The 19172-nt window shown below is 58.6% G+C and carries 19 protein-coding genes; 8 read left to right on the top strand and 11 right to left on the bottom strand.

The window, feature by feature from the left end; all coding sequences use genetic code 11:
* Positions 1-50 precede the first annotated feature (50 nt).
* Both recA and recX read left to right on the top strand, forming a co-directional pair.
* A complete protein-coding gene (gene recA, locus ACF0H7_RS24420) occupies positions 51-1121 on the top strand; it encodes a recombinase RecA (protein ID WP_397449410.1) in 1071 nt (356 codons plus the stop codon).
* An 8-nt stretch (positions 1122-1129) separates the two neighbouring features.
* Positions 1130-1597 (top strand): recombination regulator RecX, encoded by a 468-nt coding sequence (gene recX / locus ACF0H7_RS24415; RefSeq protein WP_397449409.1) that lies wholly within the window; start codon positions 1130-1132, stop codon positions 1595-1597.
* 42 nt (positions 1598-1639) lie between these two features.
* Here recX and ACF0H7_RS24410 read toward each other — a convergent pair whose 3' ends face one another.
* A complete protein-coding gene (locus tag ACF0H7_RS24410; protein ID WP_397449408.1) occupies positions 1640-2755 on the bottom strand; it encodes an LOG family protein in 1116 nt (371 codons plus the stop codon).
* A 272-nt stretch (positions 2756-3027) separates the two neighbouring features.
* Here ACF0H7_RS24410 and ACF0H7_RS24405 point away from each other — a divergent pair, with 272 nt between their 5' ends.
* Complete coding sequence (locus ACF0H7_RS24405; protein ID WP_397449407.1) at positions 3028-3222, top strand: hypothetical protein; 195 nt, start codon at positions 3028-3030, stop codon at positions 3220-3222.
* 12 nt (positions 3223-3234) lie between these two features.
* On the opposite strand, the gene ACF0H7_RS24400 is transcribed toward ACF0H7_RS24405, so the two are convergent.
* A complete protein-coding gene (locus ACF0H7_RS24400) occupies positions 3235-3645 on the bottom strand; it encodes a quorum-sensing-regulated virulence factor family protein (RefSeq protein WP_397449406.1) in 411 nt (136 codons plus the stop codon).
* Between the two features lie 224 nt (positions 3646-3869).
* On the opposite strand from ACF0H7_RS24400, the gene ACF0H7_RS24395 reads away from it, so the two are divergent.
* Positions 3870-4580 carry a tRNA-uridine aminocarboxypropyltransferase gene (locus ACF0H7_RS24395; RefSeq protein WP_397449405.1) on the top strand — a complete coding sequence of 237 codons (711 nt, stop codon included), beginning with the start codon at positions 3870-3872 and terminating at the stop codon, positions 4578-4580.
* Between the two features lie 6 nt (positions 4581-4586).
* On the opposite strand, the gene ACF0H7_RS24390 is transcribed toward ACF0H7_RS24395, so the two are convergent.
* Positions 4587-5492 (bottom strand): DMT family transporter, encoded by a 906-nt coding sequence (locus ACF0H7_RS24390; protein ID WP_397449404.1) that lies wholly within the window; start codon positions 5490-5492, stop codon positions 4587-4589.
* Between the two features lie 226 nt (positions 5493-5718).
* On the opposite strand from ACF0H7_RS24390, the gene erdR reads away from it, so the two are divergent.
* A complete protein-coding gene (gene erdR, locus ACF0H7_RS24385) occupies positions 5719-6366 on the top strand; it encodes a response regulator transcription factor ErdR (RefSeq protein ID WP_397449403.1) in 648 nt (215 codons plus the stop codon).
* Positions 6367-6447: 81 nt separating this feature from the next.
* Positions 6448-6816, top strand: coding sequence for a diacylglycerol kinase (locus tag ACF0H7_RS24380; protein WP_397449402.1), 369 nt, complete (start codon positions 6448-6450; stop codon positions 6814-6816).
* 4 nt (positions 6817-6820) lie between these two features.
* Here the strand turns inward: ACF0H7_RS24380 and ACF0H7_RS24375 are convergent, their stop codons facing one another.
* Entirely contained in the window at positions 6821-7747 is a 927-nt protein-coding gene (locus tag ACF0H7_RS24375) for a LysR family transcriptional regulator (RefSeq protein ID WP_397449401.1), read from the bottom strand.
* A gap of 123 nt (positions 7748-7870) precedes the next feature.
* Here ACF0H7_RS24375 and ACF0H7_RS24370 point away from each other — a divergent pair, with 123 nt between their 5' ends.
* A complete protein-coding gene (locus ACF0H7_RS24370) occupies positions 7871-8650 on the top strand; it encodes a ferredoxin--NADP reductase (protein ID WP_397449400.1) in 780 nt (259 codons plus the stop codon).
* A gap of 87 nt (positions 8651-8737) precedes the next feature.
* On the opposite strand, the gene tsaA is transcribed toward ACF0H7_RS24370, so the two are convergent.
* The 5 genes from tsaA to rimO all read right to left on the bottom strand — a co-directional run bounded on the left by tsaA (position 8738) and on the right by rimO (position 12767).
* Entirely contained in the window at positions 8738-9433 is a 696-nt protein-coding gene (gene tsaA / locus ACF0H7_RS24365) for a tRNA (N6-threonylcarbamoyladenosine(37)-N6)-methyltransferase TrmO (protein WP_397454006.1), read from the bottom strand.
* A gap of 26 nt (positions 9434-9459) precedes the next feature.
* On the bottom strand, positions 9460-9921 hold the full coding sequence (locus ACF0H7_RS24360; RefSeq protein WP_397449399.1) for a DUF1456 family protein: 462 nt from the start codon (positions 9919-9921) through the stop codon (positions 9460-9462).
* A 66-nt stretch (positions 9922-9987) separates the two neighbouring features.
* Positions 9988-10698 carry an rRNA pseudouridine synthase gene (locus tag ACF0H7_RS24355; protein ID WP_397449398.1) on the bottom strand — a complete coding sequence of 237 codons (711 nt, stop codon included), beginning with the start codon at positions 10696-10698 and terminating at the stop codon, positions 9988-9990.
* Positions 10699-10824: 126 nt separating this feature from the next.
* Positions 10825-11280: an acetyltransferase gene (locus ACF0H7_RS24350; protein WP_397449397.1), complete on the bottom strand. Its 456-nt coding sequence runs from the start codon at positions 11278-11280 to the stop codon at positions 10825-10827.
* A gap of 149 nt (positions 11281-11429) precedes the next feature.
* Entirely contained in the window at positions 11430-12767 is a 1338-nt protein-coding gene (gene rimO, locus ACF0H7_RS24345; RefSeq protein WP_397449396.1) for a 30S ribosomal protein S12 methylthiotransferase RimO, read from the bottom strand.
* Between the two features lie 270 nt (positions 12768-13037).
* Here rimO and ACF0H7_RS24340 point away from each other — a divergent pair, with 270 nt between their 5' ends.
* Positions 13038-14939 carry a potassium transporter Kup gene (locus ACF0H7_RS24340; RefSeq protein WP_397449395.1) on the top strand — a complete coding sequence of 634 codons (1902 nt, stop codon included), beginning with the start codon at positions 13038-13040 and terminating at the stop codon, positions 14937-14939.
* 121 nt (positions 14940-15060) lie between these two features.
* On the opposite strand, the gene ACF0H7_RS24335 is transcribed toward ACF0H7_RS24340, so the two are convergent.
* Complete coding sequence (locus tag ACF0H7_RS24335) at positions 15061-16350, bottom strand: virulence factor family protein (RefSeq protein WP_397449394.1); 1290 nt, start codon at positions 16348-16350, stop codon at positions 15061-15063.
* Positions 16350-18992, bottom strand: a complete 2643-nt coding sequence (gene mprF, locus ACF0H7_RS24330; RefSeq protein ID WP_397449393.1) for a bifunctional lysylphosphatidylglycerol flippase/synthetase MprF — start codon at positions 18990-18992, stop codon at positions 16350-16352. The genes ACF0H7_RS24335 and mprF overlap by 1 nt, the downstream gene beginning before the upstream one ends.
* Between the last annotated feature and the right edge of the window lie 180 nt (positions 18993-19172).

The raw sequence follows: 19172 nt of genomic DNA, 5'->3' as shown, positions 1-19172 counted from the left end.
GTGTTGGCCATTCGGGCCCCTTGATTGAATTTGATTACGTGAGGACTTCAATGGACGACAACAAGAAGAAAGCCTTGGCTGCGGCCTTGGGTCAGATCGAGCGTCAGTTCGGCAAAGGCGCCGTAATGCGCATGGGTGACCATGACCGCCAGGCGATCCCTGCTATTTCCACCGGCTCGCTGGGCCTGGATATCGCACTGGGCATCGGTGGCTTGCCGAAAGGCCGGATCGTGGAAATCTACGGTCCGGAATCTTCCGGTAAAACCACGCTGACGCTTTCGGTTATCGCTCAGGCTCAGAAAATGGGCGCGACCTGTGCGTTCGTCGACGCGGAACACGCACTCGACCCTGAATACGCCGGCAAGCTGGGCGTCAACGTTGATGACCTGCTGGTTTCGCAGCCGGACACCGGTGAGCAAGCGCTGGAAATCACCGATATGCTGGTGCGCTCCAACGCGATCGACGTCATTGTCATCGACTCCGTGGCGGCGCTGGTACCCAAGGCCGAAATCGAAGGCGAGATGGGCGACATGCACGTCGGTCTGCAGGCACGTTTGATGTCTCAGGCGCTGCGTAAAATCACCGGTAACATCAAGAACGCCAACTGCCTGGTTATCTTCATCAACCAGATCCGTATGAAGATCGGCGTGATGTTCGGCAGCCCGGAAACCACCACCGGTGGTAACGCGCTCAAGTTCTACGCTTCGGTCCGTCTGGACATCCGCCGTACTGGCGCGGTGAAAGAAGGTGATGAAGTCGTCGGTAGCGAAACCCGCGTCAAGGTCGTGAAGAACAAGGTTGCTCCTCCGTTCCGTCAGGCAGAGTTCCAGATTCTCTACGGCAAAGGTATCTACCTGAACGGCGAGATCGTTGACCTGGCTGTTCTGCACGGTTTCGTGGAGAAATCCGGTGCCTGGTACAGCTACCAAGGCAGCAAGATCGGTCAGGGTAAAGCCAACTCGGCCAAGTTCCTGGCGGATAACCCGGAAATCGGTGCGGCACTCGAGAAGCAGATCCGTGACAAGCTGCTGACTCCAGGCGCTGATACCAAGTCCGAGGCTACCAGATCGCCTGTTGAGGCTCTGGCCGAAGCTGAATCTGAAGCCGATATCGATATCTGATACGGCCTATGACTGCAGTACTGGATACACCCGTCGCCGTACGGCGTACTGCAATGGACCTGCTCGCGCGACGCGAGCACGGTCGAGTCGAGCTGACGCGTAAACTGCGTCAGCGCGGCGCCACTCCTGAATTGATCGAACCTGCTCTCGACCGTCTGACGGAAGAGGGTCTGCTGTCTGAGTCGCGTTATCTCGAAAGCTTCATTTCCTACCGTGCTCGCTCGGGCTACGGGCCTGCTCGTATTCGCGAAGAACTGAACCAGCGGGGTTTGCAACGCGCCGATGTTGATCAGGCATTGAAATCGTGCGGGTTCAACTGGCAGGAAAAACTGGAAGAAACCTGGCGACGAAAATTCGACGGGCAATTGCCGTTGGATGCGCGCGAACGTGCGCAGCAAGGGCGTTTCCTCAGTTACCGAGGTTATCCGCTGGACATGATTGGCCGCTTGTTGAGCGGCCGGAGTGGGGATGACTGATCGATTGCGGCAAGTTTTAGGCTTGCCGCAGGGTAGGGTTGTTTAGGCTTTCAGCGGCTCGCGTGTGCGGGGCTGTTGCGGTGCCGGGGCTTGAACCCGGTTTTCCGGAAGGTTGATGAAGTCGATCAGTTCGCGAAGGCGGCCGTTGTCCCGACCATTGAACGCGAAGGCCAGGCGCGTCAGGTGACTGAACTGTGCCTCGTCGTGCTCTTCCCCCTGATACATGTGTTGATGAAAACTGTCGCTCAGGCACAGGTCGGCGAACGTCTTCTGCAATTGCTCAAGGGCCCGTTCGTTGAGCGCTTGATGCATCCGAATGACGAACATGTTTTTCAGCCAGCGGGTGGAGTGGAAGTTATCGTAGAAACGGTTGATTTCCTCGACTGCTTCTTCCGCGCTGTACACCAGCCGCATGAGTTTCATGTCGCTTGGCAGAATGTAGCGGTTCTCCTCCAGTTGGTTCTTGATGAAGTTCAGTGCCTCCTGCCAGAAGCTGCCACCGGGCGCATCGAGCAGGACCACTGGCACCAGCGGGCTTTTGCCGGTCTGAATCAAGGTCAGCACTTCCAGTGCTTCGTCCAATGTGCCAAATCCGCCCGGGCAGAGCACCAGCGCATCGGCTTCCTTGACGAAAAACAGTTTGCGGGTGAAGAAAAAGTGGAATGGCAGCAAGTTACCGGTGCCCTCCACCGTCTGGTTGGCGTGTTGCTCGAAGGGCAAGGTGATGTTGAACCCCAGGCTGTAATCCAGGCCCGCGCCTTCGTGAGCGGCGGCCATGATGCCGCCACCGGCACCGGTGATGACCATCAATTCAGAGCGTGCCAGGGTGGCGCCGAGCTCGCGTGCCATGGCGTACAGCGGGTGTGCCACCGGCGTTCGGGCGGAGCCGAAGACCGTGACCTTGCGACGGCCTTTGAACTGTTCCAGCACACGAAAGGCGTTTTCCAGCTCACGCAAGGCTTGCAGGGTGATTTTGGCGTTCCAGCGGTTACGGTCGTCCTGCGCCATACGCAGGACAGTCAGCATCATGTCGCGGTAAAGGGGTTGGTTCGGGCTGTTGGGAGCAACCAGGCGGATCTGCTCTTCGACTTTGCTGGTGAGGTCGATGCCGTTGCTCTGAAAGTGGCGAGACAGCACATCATTCGGTTCATAGGGCATACAGACTTTCTCCTTCTACAGAGCCACAACTCTAGACTAAACAAGTGACTAGACCACGACACCTCATGTGCCGCTAGCAGTCCAGAACCACTACTTGAGCTGATTCGATCATGTGCCCAACGCGTCAGGCGAGGCAACCTGTTTGCGGCGTAATGCGTTGTTTTCCCGCTCGTCAGACAAGGCTCGCCGTTCGCCAATGTCTGATTTACTGATCAATGTAGCGAAGGGTTTTAACGTGTTGCGAGGAAGTAGGCGGAGCAGGGAGGCGGGACATGCACAGAATGAGTCTGGAGCTGGATCAGGATCTGTATTGCGTGCTTGAAGCAGCCGCGCAACTCAACCATCTGACGCTTGAACAGGAATGTTTGAAGAGACTTGAAGGGAGGGAGCGGCGCTCGCGTTACATACAGGCGCTGGTGGCAGAACTGCGCGCTGATGATGAACAACACCGCGCGTCCGAAGAATAAAGCCGAGTGCGATTATTTTTTGTGAACGCAGTCTGAGGCCTTGAATACGTGAGCCGCGACGGCACGATTGGTCTTGTACTCGGTAAACTCGTACTTGAGCACTGCACCCTTGGCCATCAGTTCGCGGAAGCCGTCATTATTGCAAACGCTCTGGCCCAATTGATTGCGAACAGCGTCGGGGTTGGCGCGCATCTGCACGGCGTGTCCCGGAAGCACGCTTAAGTGGTCGATCAGCTCTTTGCCTTCAACGGTAAACCCTTGATCGAGGATATCTTCATTGATCGCCCGAGGCGTGCCGACACTGCTTTCCGCTGCCACTTTCTTAAGTAACTGGCTCAGGTCGTAATCCTGCTTCGAAGCCGCTTGTGCGCAAAAGGGCGCTGCCAGCAAAAGTGCAAGGGTGGGGGCGATAAGGCGCAACATGAAACTCTCCTGATTCAGTGACTGGCCGTTGGACCAGCGACTTGAAAGTGCGTTCACTGCCGAGTCCGGTTAAGGCGCGGGGCGCGCAGTATAAGTCAAACATCGGCGAAACAAGGAGTCGGTAAACGCGAGGCGCCGACGCTGGCTCTGGTAAACTGCCTCAGTCCCCTTATATGCCGAGTTGCTGCTGTGTCGATGTTGTCCGTTTGTCGGTATTTCCCACAATGAGCCATGCCGTTTCCCGCCTGCGCGCCCAGCGCCTGGCCCGTAGCGTCAAACCCTTCGTCGCGCGTGGTTCACGAGCGCCGCGTTGCCCGCGCTGCCGGGTGATTGACAGCTATTGCCTGTGCGCATGGCGCCCGACCGTCGAGGCCAAATCGGCCATGTGCCTGTTGATGTATGACGTCGAGCCGTTGAAACCGACCAACACCGGCTGGCTGATCGCGGACGTTATCCAGGACACCCACGCCTATGGCTGGTCGCGCACTGAAGTCGATGCGGCGTTGCCAGCGTTGCTCAATGATCCGCAGTGGCAGCCCTATATCGTGTTTCCCGGCGAGTTCGTGGCTAAAGAACGCGTGGTGACCGAGGTCAAGCTCGAAGACGGCAAGCGTCCGCTGTTCATCTTGCTGGACGCGACCTGGAGCGAGGCGCGCAAGATGTTTCGCAAGAGCCCGTATCTGGATCACTTACCGGTCTTGAGCCTGGAACCGGAACAAATCTCCCGTTACCAGCTGCGTCGTTCGCGGCGCGACGACCACTTCTGTACCGCAGAGGTGGCGGCGTTGTGCCTTGAACTGGCCGAAGACAACACTGCCAGCGGCGTGCTGGATGCCTATCTGGACGTCTTCAGCTCCCATTACCTGGGCGCGAAGCACCTGCTGCCTATCGACGAAAGCGATGCTTCACACACTCATCTGAAAGCTTTTCTATAACGCTACTCAAGCCCGAACCGTCGAGGGCTCTGGCTTTTTCGGCCATAACTGCGCCAACAGCATGCCGGCCAACATCAGGGCGCAACCGAAGTAGCCTTTCAGGTGCAGCGACTCATTGAGAAGCAGTGCGCCAGCAATCGCGGCAAACACCGCTTCCAGCGACAGGATGATTGCCGCGTGGGAGGCGATGGCGTCTTTTTGCGCGATGACTTGCAGCGTGTAACCGATGCCCACCGCCACCACGCCGCCGTACAACAGGGCCGGACCGGCTGCGATGATCGATTGCAGCTGTATCTCTTCGAAGACCAATGCCAGGATCAAACTGACCACCGAGCAGGTCAAAAACTGCAGAAAGGCCAGGCGAATAGGGTCATGTCGGCTGGCGAACACGCCGACCAGGATCACGTGTCCGCCCCAGACGAACGCGCCAATCAGCTGTAACCAGTCGCCGGTCGACACATGGAAATTGTCGCCCACGCTGAGCAGGAACATGCCGGCCACGGCCAGACCCGCGCCGAGCCAGGTGCCCATTCCGGTCTTGTGACCCAGTAGCAGTCCCAGAAGCGGAACTACAATCACGTACAGGCCGGTGATGAATCCGGCGTTGGTGACACTGGTAAACAGCAGGCCGACCTGCTGCAAGTTGATACCGGTGGCCAGAGCCAGTCCCATCATCAGGCCGCCGAGCAACAGGCCGCGATTGAGGAAAGGTTCGGGCTGCATGTCGCGGGTACCCGTGGGCGCGCGCAGGACCAGTGGCAACAGGCATAGCGAGCCAAGGGCGAAACGCAGGCCGGTATAGAGATAAGGGCCGATATGGTGCATGCCAGCGGTTTGCGCGACAAAACCCGAGCCCCAGATCATCGCGGTGATCAGCATTAATATATCGGCACGCAGGGCTGGTCTTCGCATGATGGCGCTCTATCTGTCGGGGCGCAGACTTTGCCGTAAAGCGTTGAACTTGACCACCCCGAGTTCGCTCGTCATCCTTGTCGCCGTTGTAACATTTGAACGTCGCTTTTGTGGGGGCTTGACGTTGAGATGTGCCTGGTTGGCACCGTGATATTGCCGGCATCGCAGGATGCCGTCGTGAGCGCTGAATCCATCGGCGCCCACCTAAAAACAGGATCATTGATAAATGACATACGAAATCCTGATTGCCGATGACCACCCTTTATTTCGCAGTGCGCTGCATCAGGCCCTGACGCTGGGTCTTGGCCCGGAAGCGAAACTGGTCGAGGCCGAAAGCATTGCTCAGCTTGAAAGCCGTCTGGCCGAAAAGGCGGACTGGGATCTGGTGCTGCTGGACCTGAACATGCCTGGCGCCTACGGCTTTTCCGGCCTGGTGCTGCTGCGCGGTCAATACCCGCAAATTCCCGTGGTGATGGTGTCGGCGCAAGAAGAAGCGTCGATCGTTGTCCGTTCGCGGGAGTTCGGTGCCAGCGGCTTTATCCCCAAGTCCAGCTCGCTGGAAACTATCCAGCAAGCCGTGCGCCTGGTCTTGGACGGTGACGTCTGGTGGCCGCCGCAGGTGAACGAAGCGGTCAGCGTTTCGGACGAAGCCAAAGCCGCCAGTGCCGGTTTGGCCAGCCTGACGCCCCAGCAGTTCCGGGTGTTGACCATGGTCTGCGAGGGTTTGCTGAACAAGCAGATTGCCTATGAATTGAGCGTGTCGGAGGCCACGATCAAGGCCCACGTCACGGCGATTTTCCGCAAGCTGAATGTGCGAACCCGGACTCAGGCGGCCTTGCTGCTGCAACAAATGGAATCAATTCCGGCTGGCTAAAGGCCAGTTTGAATCGCTTCATTCACGCTTTTTTGATGACCTTCAAATTAGTCTTGTCCGTCTTTTTTCAAGCAGTTACCTATGTCTATGTCACCCTTTAAAGGCCAGACCGGCCTGAAACGTATCCTTAATGCCGCGGGCTATTCATTTGACGGTTTGCGTGCTGCTTTCAAAGGCGAGGCCGCCTTTCGTCAGTTGGTGTTACTCAACGTGATCCTGATCCCTCTGGCGTTCATTTTTAATGTCAGCCGTGGCGAGCGCGCGGTATTGGTCGCTGTCTGCCTGCTGGCATTGATCGTAGAGTTGCTCAACTCGGCGATTGAAGCGGCGATTGACCGGATCTCGCTGGACCTGCACCCACTGTCGAAAAACGCCAAGGACATGGGCAGTGCCGCGCAGTTTGTTGCGCTGAGCATGATCGGGCTGGTGTGGGCAATTATTCTGCTCTGAGACCTTAGGCAATGCTCGGCAGGACGATTTCGTCGCTGCGCTGGACCCCGGCGGTGAAGGCGCGGCACAGATCGAGAAACTCGCGAATGGCGGAGGTCTGGTACTTCTGCTTGTGCCAGATGAAGTAGAACTGCCGCTTCAAATCCAGTTCCGGCGTTTCAACCGCGACCAGGCTGCCGCGGCGGAAAGCGTCGCGCAAGGCAAGGCGGGAAATGCAACCAATGCCGAGCCCGGACTCGACCGCGCGTTTGATCGCCTCGGTGTGCTCCAGCTCCAGGCGAACGTTCAGCGCATTACGATGATGACGCATGGCTTGATCGAAGGTCAGACGCGTGCCTGAACCTTGCTCACGCAGAATCCACGCTTCCTGAGTCAGCTCTTCCAACGAGGCGCGGCCACGTTTGGCCAAGGGATGCTGAGGCGCGCAAAACACCACCAATTCGTCCTCGACCCAGGATTGCACTTCGATATCCGGGTGGGTGCAGTCGCCCTCGATCAGACCCAGGTCAATTTCGTAATGCGCGACTTGCTGGACAATGTTTGCGGTGTTTTGCACGTGCAGTTTGACCTGGCTTTCCGGGTGCAACTGCATGAAACTGCCGATCAGCAGGGTGGCGAGGTAGTTGCCGATGGTCAGGGTCGCGCCCACCGACAATGAGCCGAAACCGGATTTACCGTTGAGCAGATCCTCGATCTCCTTGGCCTGATCGAGCAAGGCCACGGCTTGCGGCAGCAGTTGCCGGCCGGTAGCGTTCAGGCTCAGGCGTTTGCCGGCGCGGTCAAACAGTTGGCAGCTGGATTGCCGCTCGAGTTCGGTGATCGAGGTGCTGGCGGCCGATTGCGAAAGCGCCAGCAGCCCGGCGGCCCGGGAGACGCTTTGCTGCTGGGCGACGGCGACAAAAACCTGAAGTTGACGCAAAGTAAATCGCATATCTATATAACCGATAACCTATATCTTGATAATCCATTTAACAGATATTGTGTCTGCAACTAGAATGACGCGCAATGGCGCTTTACTGTCAGCGCACGCAAAATTTTCAGGAGCCCCACGTACATGAGCAACATGAACCACGAGCGTGTCCTCAGCGTCCATCACTGGAACGACACCCTCTTCAGTTTCAAGTGCACCCGTGACCCAGGCCTGCGCTTCGAGAACGGTCAGTTTGTAATGATCGGCTTGCAGCAGCCTAACGGGCGCCCGCTCATGCGCGCTTACTCGATTGCCAGCCCGAACTGGGAAGAGCATCTCGAGTTCTTCAGCATCAAAGTGCCGGATGGTCCGCTGACCTCGCAGTTGCAGCACTTGAAGGAAGGCGACGAGATCATCATCAGCAAAAAGCCTACGGGTACGCTGGTGCTGGACGACCTCAAGCCGGGCAAACACCTTTATCTGCTCAGCACCGGCACCGGCCTGGCACCGTTCATGAGCGTGATTCAGGACCCTGAAACCTACGAGCGTTTCGAGAAGATCATCCTGTGCCACGGCGTGCGCTACGTGAACGAAGTCGCTTACCGTGAGTTCATCACCGAGCACCTGCCGCAGAACGAGTTCTTCGGTGAAGCCCTGCGTGACAAGCTGATCTACTACCCAACCGTGACCCGCGAGCCGTTCGAGAACGAAGGCCGCCTGACCGATCTGATGCGCAGCGGCAAGCTGTTCACTGATATTGGTCTGCCGCCGATCAATCCCGAAGACGACCGCGCGATGCTGTGTGGCAGCCCAAGCATGCTCGATGAGACCAGCGAAGTGCTGAACAGCTTCGGCCTGAAGGTTTCCCCGCGCATGCGTGAGCCAGGCGATTACCTGATCGAGCGCGCGTTCGTCGAGAAGTAACAGCGCCGCAGGCCGACAGGTCAAAAAAAACCGCTCCTCCGTCATGGGTCGAGCGGTTTTTTTGTATTCAGGTTTGGCAGAACTGAGTTATGCCGCTGGAACGACCTCCAGCACGCGTATAAGCCCGGACTGCGGATAATGCCAACGCACATCAAGATCCCACAGTTGCGCGCCGTAGCGGCGCTCTGGCGTAGGAATTTGGTATGCAGGACGTGGGTCTTGTGCCAGACATTGTTCGATCAGTTCAACCAGCGGTTCGTTCAGGCGCAGTGCGTGCTGGTTGGCCTGGCGTAGCGCAGCGTCATCCCACTCCACCGGGATCAGCGTCGGCGCGGCACTGGCGATGCGGTTAATGGCGTCAGCGACACTGTCGGCGTAAGGCACGTAGGGTTTGATATCCAGCACCGGCGTGCCGTCCAGCAAATCGATGCCTGACAACCACAGGCGCCCGGGTTCGACCTTGTCCAGCTTGACCACCGATTGGCCGATGCCGTTGGGGCGATGGGTCGCTCGCGTGGCGAACACGCCCATGGACTGGTTGCCGCCCAGACGCGGCGGGCGAACCTTCAGTCGGGGTTTGTCTTCCAGTGCCTGATGGAACAAAAACAGCAGCCAGACATGACTGACCTGTTCCAGGCCTTGCACCGCATCGCCATTGTCGTAAGGCGCAACCAGTTCCAGGACGCCGCGTGCGGCGGGCGCCAGGTGTGGCTGACGTGGAATGGCGAATTTTTCCTTGAAGCAGGAGCGCACAAAGCCGACGGGGGAAACGCTGTAAGTCATGGTCGCCATCGGCCTCTGTGCAGAAATCAGCCGCGAACGCGCAGGGTCAGGCCCTTGAGGAAGTTACGCAGCAACTGATCGCCGCAGGTGCGGTAGTTGGTGTGACCGAACTTGCGAAACAGCGCGCTGAGCTCCGGTTTCGACACGGGGAACTCTGCCGACTTGAGGATCGCGTGCATGTCGTCTTCTTTCAGCTCGAAGGCCACACGCAATTTCTTCAGCACGCTGTTGTTGGTCACTGGCAGTTCGACTTTTTGCGCAGGACGGCTGTCGTCCTTGCCACGCTTGAAGATCACCAGGCCATCGAGGAAGTGCGCCATGATTTCATCGCTGCAATCCAGGTAGCCTTCTTCTTCGTCTTTCTTCATGAAAGCGATAACGTCGCTCTTGGTCACGTCGAAACCGGCGAGTTTGGTGATCTCGACGATCTTGCCATCGCTGATATCGAGCATGTAGCGAACGCTACGCAGTACGTCGTTGTTCATCATGGTGTACGGTCCTGATAAGACTGAGTCAGCGTTGCACTGAATCGCGCAACGCTCAAATGAGAGGGATTAGAACTTTTCTTTGCTGGACAGATAACGCCATTGGCCTTCCGTCAGCTTGCCCATGGACACACCGCCAATGCGGATCCGGCGAATCGACACGACCTTGAGGCCGACCGCTTCGCAGAGCAGGGCGATGATGCCGGGCTGCGGATTTTTCATCGCGAAGCGCAGGCGGTTCTCGTTTTGCCAACTGGCTTTCACCGGCGGCAGGTCTTTGCCCTTGTAGGTCAACCCGTGCGTGAGGCGGTTCAGGCCGTGAGGCGCCATCTCCCCGGAAATCTCGACCACGTATTCCTGTTCGATCTTGCTGCGGTCGTCGGTCAGCTTGCGCAAGATTTTCCAGTCCTGGCTGAACACCATCAAGCCGCTGGCGTTGGCCTGCAAGGTCGAAATCGGTGACAGGCGCAGGAAGTGCCCCTTGAGTGGACGCTTGCCGAAACGGTGCTCGTCAGACAGCGTGCCGGGGGTGATCAGTTGCAACGCGCTTTCGGCGTCAATCTTTGCCGGCTGGTGCAGCAAAATGGTCACCGGCTCGGGTGCGTCGGCCTTGGCTTCCGGGTCCAGCACGACGCTTTGCGTGTCGACCTTGAACTGCGGTTCATCGATCACTTCGCCATCCACCGTGACCCAACCGCCCTCGATAAACAGCTCGGCCTCGCGGCGGGAACAGCCGACCAGCTCAATAAGGCGTTTGGAAAGGCGAGTGGGTTCTGTCATGACAAAGAGCCGTTACATAAGAGGAAAGGCCGCCATTGTACCCGCGCGAGCCGCGTTAATCGCGGCTCCATTGAAAATGCCTGCGAGATAGTTGTCCGATCGTGGGGTTTTCTTCGAGGAAACCGATCAAAACCGCTGGGCAAGGCGCATATGCAGCAGCGGATACGGCTGGCCCATGCCGTCACGCTCGGAACGGCCAATGACTTCAAAGCCCAGCTTGAGATAAAACCCCAGCGCCTGTTCATTCTGCTCGTTAACGTCCAGTGAGTCGGCGTGGAAGTGGTTGATGGCGTGCATCAGCAATTGCTTGCCCACCCCTTGGCCGCGATATTCGGGATCAATAAACAACATCTCGACCTTGCCCCCGGCAATGCCGGCAAAACCGGTGATGCGCTGGCGGGCGTCTTTGCTGCAAATCAGCATCACTGCGTCCAGGTACTGATCCAGCAACAGCGTTTTGAGAATGGCGATGTAAGACTCGGGAAGGAAGTCATGGGTCGCTCGCACCGAGTCTTCCCAAATCCGCACGAGTTCCGTGTAGTCACTCTGTCTGGGGGTATGAATGACTGAATGATGGCGCATACAACTGTCTCCTGAGGCGAAAAGTGTCGGTCCGTGACTCGACTGCTTTTCTAGTCGATTTCTGAGGCGCGTTGTCATCATCATGAAATCTGCAGGGAAAAAAAAGCCCCGCCGTTTAACGGGCAGGGCTTTTTTACAAGAGCAAACGATTAGATCGTTTCAGCCCACAGGTCGTACTCGTCAGCGGCGGTGACGCGGCACATGACTTTGTCGCCTGGCTTGAGGTCCTGGTCGCTGTCGATGTAGACGCTGCCGTCGATTTCCGGGGCGTCGAAGAAGCAACGGCCTACCGCGCCGCCGTGTTCGTCGATTTCGTCGACCAGCACTTCAATCTCTTTGCCGACTTTCATTTGCAGGCGTGCAGCGCTGATTTCCTGCTGGTGCGCCATAAAGCGTTCCCAGCGGTCCTGCTTGATGTCGTCCGGCACGTGGTCCTGCAGGGCGTTGGCGGGTGCGCCTTCGACCGGGGAGTACTGGAAGCAGCCGACGCGATCGAGCTGGGCTTCGGTCAGCCACTCGAGCAGGTACTGGAAGTCTTCTTCGGTTTCGCCGGGGAAGCCGACGATGAAGGTCGAACGGATGATCAGGTCCGGGCAGATTTCGCGCCAGTTCTTGATCCGCGCCAAGGTCTTGTCTTCGAACGCTGGACGCTTCATCGCCTTGAGGATTTTCGGGCTGGCGTGCTGGAACGGGATGTCCAGGTACGGCAGGATTTTCCCGGCGGCCATCAGCGGGATCAGCTCGTCGACGTGCGGGTACGGGTAAACGTAGTGCAGGCGGACCCAGACGCCCAGCGAGCTGAGGGCTTCGCAGAGTTCAGTCATGCGGGTCTTGACCGGCGCGCCGTTCCAGAAACCGGTGCGGTATTTGACGTCGACGCCGTAGGCGCTGGTGTCCTGGGAAATGATCAGCAGCTCTTTAACGCCGGCCTTGACCAGACGTTGAGCTTCGTCGAGCACATCACCGACCGGGCGGCTGACCAGCTTGCCACGCATCGACGGGATGATGCAGAAGCTGCAGCTGTGGTTGCAGCCCTCGGAAATCTTCAGGTACGCGTAGTGGCGCGGTGTCAGCTTGATGCCTTGTGGTGGCACCAGGTCGATCAGCGGGTTGTGATCTTTGTTGGGCGGCACGGCGTCGTGCACCGCATTGACCACTTGTTCGTATTGCTGCGGGCCGGTGACCGCCAACACGCTAGGATGAACCAGACGGATCGCGCTTTCTTCGACACCCATGCAGCCAGTCACGATCACTTTGCCGTTTTCGGCCAGGGCTTCGCCGATCACTTCCAGCGACTCGGCCTTGGCGGAGTCGATGAAACCACAGGTGTTGACCACCACGACGTCGGCGTCCTGATAGGTGGCAACGACTTCGTAGCCTTCCATGCGCAGTTGAGTAAGGATGCGCTCGGAATCGACCAGGGCCTTAGGGCAACCCAGGGAAACGAAGCCAACCTTTGGGGCGGACGGCGTAGTGACGGTGGACATGGCGAACCTCGGTATTAAGTAGGCCTCCGGGCAAATGGCCGGGACGCCGAATGGGCGCTGGGTGCGCCTCTGATCAAAAAGTTCGCAATTCTAGCGGCGTGACCGTCGATTGACCAGCTTTATGCAGAGAATTACGACGAGTGCTGCGCTATGCTTCGCGGCGTTACGCCCAATCACGGTGATGGCGTAGAACGGTATCTGTAAAAACGGCGATCGCTTGCGTACGACGCTGTGCTTTTAGAACCCAGGTTTTGTTCGTAGGAGTGGTTAATGGGTCAGGCAAGTAGTCAGGCAGAAGCTGGGCATCATCCGGCAAAGCCGTTCAGTCTGCTGATCGCAGCCGTCGGTGTGGTTTACGGCGATATCGGTACCAGCCCGTTGTACACCTTGCAAACGGTGTTCTCTGGCGGGTATGGGGTGCGAGCGGACCACGATGGAGTGCTTGGCATTCTGGCGCTGATCTTCTGGTCTCTGATTTGGGTGGTTTCGCTTAAATACGTGTTGTTCATTCTGCGTGCCGACAACCAGGGCGAAGGCGGCATCATGGCCCTGACTGCGCAGGCTCGGCGGGCGGCGGCGCCGTATCCCAGGCTGCGCAGTGCGCTGGTGGTCTTCGGCTTGTTTGGTGCCGCGCTGTTTTATGGCGACAGCATGATTACCCCGGCGATTTCCGTACTCTCGGCCGTAGAAGGTATGGAGTTGGCGTTCAAGGGGGTTGAACACTGGGTCGTGCCATTGTCACTGATCGTACTGGTGGGGCTGTTTCTGATTCAGCGCCACGGTACGGCACGGATCGGTGTTCTGTTTGGGCCGGTGATGGTCGCCTGGTTTGGGGTGCTGGCGGTGTTGGGCCTGAGTGGGATCCTGCGGCATCCGGAGGTACTCGAAGCGCTTAACCCCGTGTGGGCTGTACGATTCTTCGCGCTACATCCGGGCGTGGGTGTGAGCATTTTGGGCGCCGTGGTGCTGTCGCTGACCGGTGCCGAGGCGTTGTACGCCGACATGGGCCACTTCGGCCGCAAACCTATCTCGCGTGCCTGGTTCGCCCTGGTGCTGCCTGCGCTGGTGTTGAACTATTTCGGTCAGGGCGCTTTGCTGATCATCGATCCTGAAGCAGCGCGTAACCCGTTCTACCTGTTGGCGCCAAGCTGGGCGTTGATTCCGCTGGTGGCCCTGTCGACCCTGGCGACAGTCATTGCATCGCAGGCGGTGATTTCCGGCGCGTTCTCCATGACGTTGCAGGCGATCCAGTTGGGTTACATCCCGCGTATGCACATTCGGCACACGTCCAGCGACGCCCAAGGGCAGATTTACATCGGTGCGGTGAACTGGTCGTTGATGGTCGGCGTGATTCTGCTGGTGCTGGGTTTCGAGTCTTCCAGCGCGTTGGCCTCGGCCTACGGTGTTGCGGTAACCGGTACCATGCTGATCACTACCATCCTGGTCTCTTCGGTGGTCTTGCTGCTGTGGAAATGGCCGCCGCTGTTGGCCATACCGGTGCTGCTGTGCTTTTTGTTGGTGGACGGTCTGTTCTTTGCTGCCAACGTGCCGAAGATCGTCCAGGGCGGTGCATTCCCGGTATTGGCAGGTATCGTCCTGTTCATCCTGATGACCACGTGGAAGCGGGGCAAGCAACTGCTGGTCGAGCGATTGGAGGAGGGCGGGCTGCCGCTGCCTATCTTTATCAGCAGTATTCGCGTGCAACCGCCTCATCGGGTGCAGGGCACGGCGGTGTTTCTGACGGCGCGACCGGATGCGGTGCCCCATGCGTTGTTGCATAACCTGCTGCATAACCAGGTGCTGCATGAACAAGTGGTGCTACTGACCGTCGTCTATGAAGATTCCCCGCGCGTCCCTGCAAGCCGCCGGTTCGAAGTCGAAGCCTATGGCGAGGGTTTCTACCGGGTGATCCTGCACTTCGGTTTCATCGATGAGCCAGATGTGCCAGCAGCGCTTAAGCTGTGCCACCTCGCTGAACTGGACTTCGGCCCGATGCGCACGACCTACTTCCTGAGTCGCGAGACGGTGGTCAAGGCGACCAAACTGATGGGAATGTCCCGTTGGCGCGAGGGGTTGTTCTCGTTCATGTTGAAGAACGCCAACGGTAACCTGCACTTCTTCAATCTGCCGTATAACCGGGTGATTGAGCTAGGTACGCAGGTCGAGATGTAAGGGAAGAGCGGCGGGACTGCTACGATGTTTGCAGCCCGACAGTGCAGTGCACAGAAACAAAAAAGTCCCCGAGCTGCGAAGCTGCGGGGACTTTTTTATGCCTTCAGAGAACGCCGCAGGATCAGCCTTGTTTGGCGACCGGGTTTGTCTGGCGCTTATCAATAGCTTCGATCATGCGCTTGGCCAGCGCCGGGTAGTTCTCATCGAAGTGATGACCACCCGGTAGCTTGAGCTTCTCGCCCACAGCGGTCGCTTCGGTGCAGCCGCTCTCGGCGTCTTCTTCTGCGCCGTAGACGCACAGCACTTTCTCAGGTGGCAGCTTGGCCATCTCGGGACCGGTAGCCGCTTCCTTGCCAGCGGTGCCCAGCCAGCCCTCTACCTGGATCTCGAAACTGCCGCTACGGGCGAAGGCCAGCAGCACGATGGCGTCAACGCGCTTCTGCTCTTCCGGCGCCATGCGGTTGTAGATGGCCGGCAGCACATCGGCGCCGAACGAGTAGCCCATCAGCACGAAGCGTTTGGTGCCCCACTTCTGCCGGTAATGCGCCATCAGTTCGGTCAGGTTCAGCGCGCTTTGCTCTGGCGACTTGTGTTCCCAGTAGTAGCGCAGGGTGTCGATGCCGACCACTGGGTAGCCAATCTTGGCCATTTCACCCGCGACGTCGCGGTCGAGGTCGCGCCAGCCGCCGTCGCCAGAAAGGAACAGGGTAACGGTGTCTTTGGTCGAGCCTGCCGGCACTTCAACGACTGGAATGTTCAGGCCGCCGGAATGGTCATCGGCAATCAACTGGTGACGCAATTGAGTATTGAGCAGTTGCGGCAGATGAACGTCGTAGTCGCTGATGCTGTTCTCGGCGTTGGGCTGGTCACGGACCAGTTTTGCCGCGTCGTCATCCGGGCCGTCGTTCCAGGCAGCGTACCAATGACCGTGCGCTGCCGATTGCGGAATATTGTCTTTGCACGCAGGCGGTTCAAGGCTGAAGCCGACCGACACCGCCTTCGCGTTGTCATCGGTCTGTTGCGCCAACCAGCGCCAGGCCAGGGTCGCGCCCGGGCCAACGCCGCCGACGATGGTGGCAGGGCCGTCCAGTTTTTGCAGGGCAGCGGTCAGGGTCTTTTCCTGCAGTGCGCAGTCATCTTTGGGCAACGTCACCTGTACGACCTGGGCGAAACCGTCCTGGCTCAACGCCAACAACTGTTTCTCGGTCAGGCCTTCGTCCGCGAGAGAGGCGATGGCGACGTTGGCTTTGACCGAGGCTCCCGGCGTTACACGGATCAGCGTGGTGCCGTCATCCAGGGTCAGGTGCTCAAGGTGCGCTTCAGGGGCTGGGCGGTTCCACAGCCAAAAACCAAGTACCAGTGCGAGAACAATCAGGGCTGCGAGCAAAAATCGCCAGTAGCGTTGAATCATTAGCGTTTCACCAATCCAGTCAGGCCGCCCGCAATGAGGGCAGCAGTATCAGCCAGTGCAACCAGCGGATCGAGTCCGGCGGGCACGGCCATATAGCGAGGTTCCCAGTCAGGCTGGAATTTGTCTTTGAAACGGCGCAATCCTTGAAAGTTGTACAGTTGCTCGCCACGGCGGAAAACCATTGAGCCGAGACGTTGGGTCAGTGGTGCACCCCGGCGCGGTTGCAGGCCGGAAAGTGGCACCATGCCCAGGCTGAAGCGTCCATAGCCTTGTTCTTTGTAGTGCAGAATCAGGCCGACCATCATGAATTCCATGGTCAGCTTCGGTGCATCCGGGTGCGCCCGCATCAAGTCGAGACTGGCCAGATCGTGCCGAGACGTTTCCAACAGGTTGGAAAACGCGACAGGCTTGCCTTCGAAATGGATGATCGCGATGCGGAAGTGCTGCAAGTAATCTTCGCTGAAACGTCCGAGGGAGAAGCCTTTCTCGCGGACATTCTTGCCAGTGAGCCAGGCATCGGAAATAACCTTCAGTTCATCCAGCGGTGCCTGACCTACCTCGTAGATCTCCAGTGACAGGCCGTCCCGGCCGCCGCGGTTCCACGTGTAACGCAGGTCCTTCATTTCCTTGCCCTTGGACTCAATGTCAAAGGTGTGCAAGTTGACCCGGGCTTCCTCGCCCAGCTTGATCGCAGTCAGGCCGATGTCCATGTAGAACGGCAGGTTTTCCGCACGTACCTGATAAAACACAGGACGCGCGTGGTGGACATCACACAGGTCACGGAATTGCCAGATCAGCTCGGCGCGTTGCTGGGTCGGCCCGATTGGGTCGTACAGCGCGACGAGACTACGGCCACGACGGGCATACATCAAGAACGCTTTGCCGCTCGGATGCAGCAGCAGTGCCTTGTCGCCGGTCAATACCAGGCCGCCATCAGGCTGGTTGGAAGCATTGACGATCTTGGCGGCAATCGCCAGTTCGGCGGCGTCGGGCAAGGTAATCACCGGACGTGCGGTGCGCAGCAGCCAGGTCAGCGAAACCACCACCAGCAACACGGCGCTGCCCAGCGCAGAACGCAAGGCGCGCGGGGCGTCGGAGTTAAGTGTGAACTGCCACCAGAGTTCTTGGCTATAGGGGACATCCTGATAGGCGAACAGCAGTAACCAGATCGACGCGGCCAGTACGCAAACGCTTGCGACCAGATACAACGGCGAAAACGGCAATTCGAGCAAGCGGCTTGGCCGATAGAACGAGCGGCGAAAAATCGCCAGCAGACTGGCGGTCAGGATCAGCAGACTGGCTTCTTCCCAGTCGAAGCCCTTGAGCAACGACAGCAGCGCGCCGACCAGCAACAGCACGGTGGTCAGCATCCAGGCAGCGGACAAGCGGCGGCGCAAGCCTTGTGCCAGCAGCAGGCACAGCACGCCGATCAGGCTGGCGCCAAAGTGCGAGGCATCAATCAGGCGATGGGGCAGCAGAAAGCCGAGGTGCTTCAGACGAGAGTCTATTTCTGGCGTGGCGCCGGAAAACAGCAGAACCACGCCGGACAAAAAAACCAACAGTGCGAGGATCGGCGCGCCCATGCCCGAGGCAACGCGAATCGCATTGCGCGTAGCCAACAAGCGCTTGGCTTCGGTGAACAGTAGCGCCAGACATGCCAGCAACAATGGCAGCACGACGTAGATCAAGCGATATAGCAACAGAGCGGCAGCCAGTGGCGCGGCTCCAAGCTGATCGGCAAACGCCGCCAGCAAGATGGCCTCGAACACACCCACGCCGCCAGGGACGTGGCTGAGTACGCCAGCGGCCAGAGCCAGCAGGTAGATCAGGACGAAGGCACCAAAAGGCGGCGCATCGGGCAGCAGCAGGTAGAGCACCGTGGCGGCGGCAGCGACGTCCAGAGCGGTGATAACCAATTGCATCAGGGTCAGGCGCAGTGCGGGGAGGCGCAAGGTACGACGGCCGGCGCGCACCAGCAGGTTGTGCGCAATGGGTTGTTCCGGAAGGCGACGGCGATAGATACCGGCAGCGAGCAAGGCACTGAGCACCAGGATGCCGATGGACACCGATGCCAACAATGTGACCGACAGGTGCAACGCCGCCGAGGCTGACGACAGATCGCTTAATGTCGCTAGGGCAGCCAGGGGGGGCAGGGCGCAGCCGAGGGACAGGCTGGCAAACAGTGTCATGCGTGCCACTTCGGCCGGACCGAGGCCATGGCGCGCGTACAACCGGTAGCGCACAGAACCGCCAGACAGCAACGACAGGCCCACCGCGTTACCAATGGCGAACGCGGTGAAGCCACCGAGGATCAGTGTGCGAGGCGGTAGCGTAACGTTGGCGTAACGACTGGCGGACCACTCGTAGCCCAGCAGTACCACAAACCCGATAACGGTCGCGGCAAGTGCGCCTCCCAAAGAAGGCAAGGGAACGCTCAGCAACGAATCATGCAGGGCGTACAGGTCCAGTTCACTCAGCAGATGGCGGCAAGCAATCAGGGCAATGGTGAATAGCAGCAAGGTCACCGCCAGACCCAGCGGTTGGCGATATTTGCTCAGCAGTTCAAGCCAGTGCAGGCGAGCAGGGGCAATCGGATGGGGACCCGTGACAGCTTCATTGTTTTCGGACGAGTTGGCGCGCATCAATCACTCCTTGGATCGTGCGCGACAGGATGGAGGTATACAGACAAGTTACCAATCCCTACGCAAAAAATATTTTCGAAATATTAGCGCGTCATAGTCTAACGGGCGAATGTAGCGGATTCGTTTCAGCCGACGTTTGGTCGGTAGATACCTATCCATGGGATCGACAATTCAGACAAG

The organism is Pseudomonas sp. NA-150, assembly GCF_044336365.1.
Lineage (GTDB): Bacteria > Pseudomonadota > Gammaproteobacteria > Pseudomonadales > Pseudomonadaceae > Aquipseudomonas.
The sequence above is the reverse complement of the archived record's forward strand: the minus strand, read 5'-3'. Positions and strand labels throughout refer to the sequence as shown.

Bases quoted from the DNA above. Each gene is read 5' to 3' on its own strand.
- ACF0H7_RS24335 (WP_397449394.1), bottom strand. From the start codon at position 16,350: ATGATTCAACGCTACTGGCGATTTTTGCTCGCAGCCCTGATTGTTCTC.
- rimO (WP_397449396.1), bottom strand. From the start codon at position 12,767: ATGTCCACCGTCACTACGCCGTCCGCCCCAAAGGTTGGCTTCGTTTCC.
- mprF (WP_397449393.1), bottom strand. From the start codon at position 18,992: ATGCGCGCCAACTCGTCCGAAAACAATGAAGCTGTCACGGGTCCCCAT.
- erdR (WP_397449403.1), top strand. From the start codon at position 5,719: ATGACATACGAAATCCTGATTGCCGATGACCACCCTTTATTTCGCAGT.
- ACF0H7_RS24355 (WP_397449398.1), bottom strand. From the start codon at position 10,698: ATGACAGAACCCACTCGCCTTTCCAAACGCCTTATTGAGCTGGTCGGC.
- ACF0H7_RS24340 (WP_397449395.1), top strand. From the start codon at position 13,038: ATGGGTCAGGCAAGTAGTCAGGCAGAAGCTGGGCATCATCCGGCAAAG.
- ACF0H7_RS24395 (WP_397449405.1), top strand. From the start codon at position 3,870: ATGAGCCATGCCGTTTCCCGCCTGCGCGCCCAGCGCCTGGCCCGTAGC.
- ACF0H7_RS24410 (WP_397449408.1), bottom strand. From the start codon at position 2,755: ATGCCCTATGAACCGAATGATGTGCTGTCTCGCCACTTTCAGAGCAAC.
- ACF0H7_RS24370 (WP_397449400.1), top strand. From the start codon at position 7,871: ATGAGCAACATGAACCACGAGCGTGTCCTCAGCGTCCATCACTGGAAC.
- ACF0H7_RS24375 (WP_397449401.1), bottom strand. From the start codon at position 7,747: ATGCGATTTACTTTGCGTCAACTTCAGGTTTTTGTCGCCGTCGCCCAG.
- ACF0H7_RS24350 (WP_397449397.1), bottom strand. From the start codon at position 11,280: ATGCGCCATCATTCAGTCATTCATACCCCCAGACAGAGTGACTACACG.
- ACF0H7_RS24390 (WP_397449404.1), bottom strand. From the start codon at position 5,492: ATGCGAAGACCAGCCCTGCGTGCCGATATATTAATGCTGATCACCGCG.
- ACF0H7_RS24400 (WP_397449406.1), bottom strand. From the start codon at position 3,645: ATGTTGCGCCTTATCGCCCCCACCCTTGCACTTTTGCTGGCAGCGCCC.
- recX (WP_397449409.1), top strand. From the start codon at position 1,130: ATGACTGCAGTACTGGATACACCCGTCGCCGTACGGCGTACTGCAATG.
- ACF0H7_RS24380 (WP_397449402.1), top strand. From the start codon at position 6,448: ATGTCTATGTCACCCTTTAAAGGCCAGACCGGCCTGAAACGTATCCTT.
- recA (WP_397449410.1), top strand. From the start codon at position 51: ATGGACGACAACAAGAAGAAAGCCTTGGCTGCGGCCTTGGGTCAGATC.
- tsaA (WP_397454006.1), bottom strand. From the start codon at position 9,433: ATGACTTACAGCGTTTCCCCCGTCGGCTTTGTGCGCTCCTGCTTCAAG.
- ACF0H7_RS24360 (WP_397449399.1), bottom strand. From the start codon at position 9,921: ATGATGAACAACGACGTACTGCGTAGCGTTCGCTACATGCTCGATATC.
- ACF0H7_RS24405 (WP_397449407.1), top strand. From the start codon at position 3,028: ATGCACAGAATGAGTCTGGAGCTGGATCAGGATCTGTATTGCGTGCTT.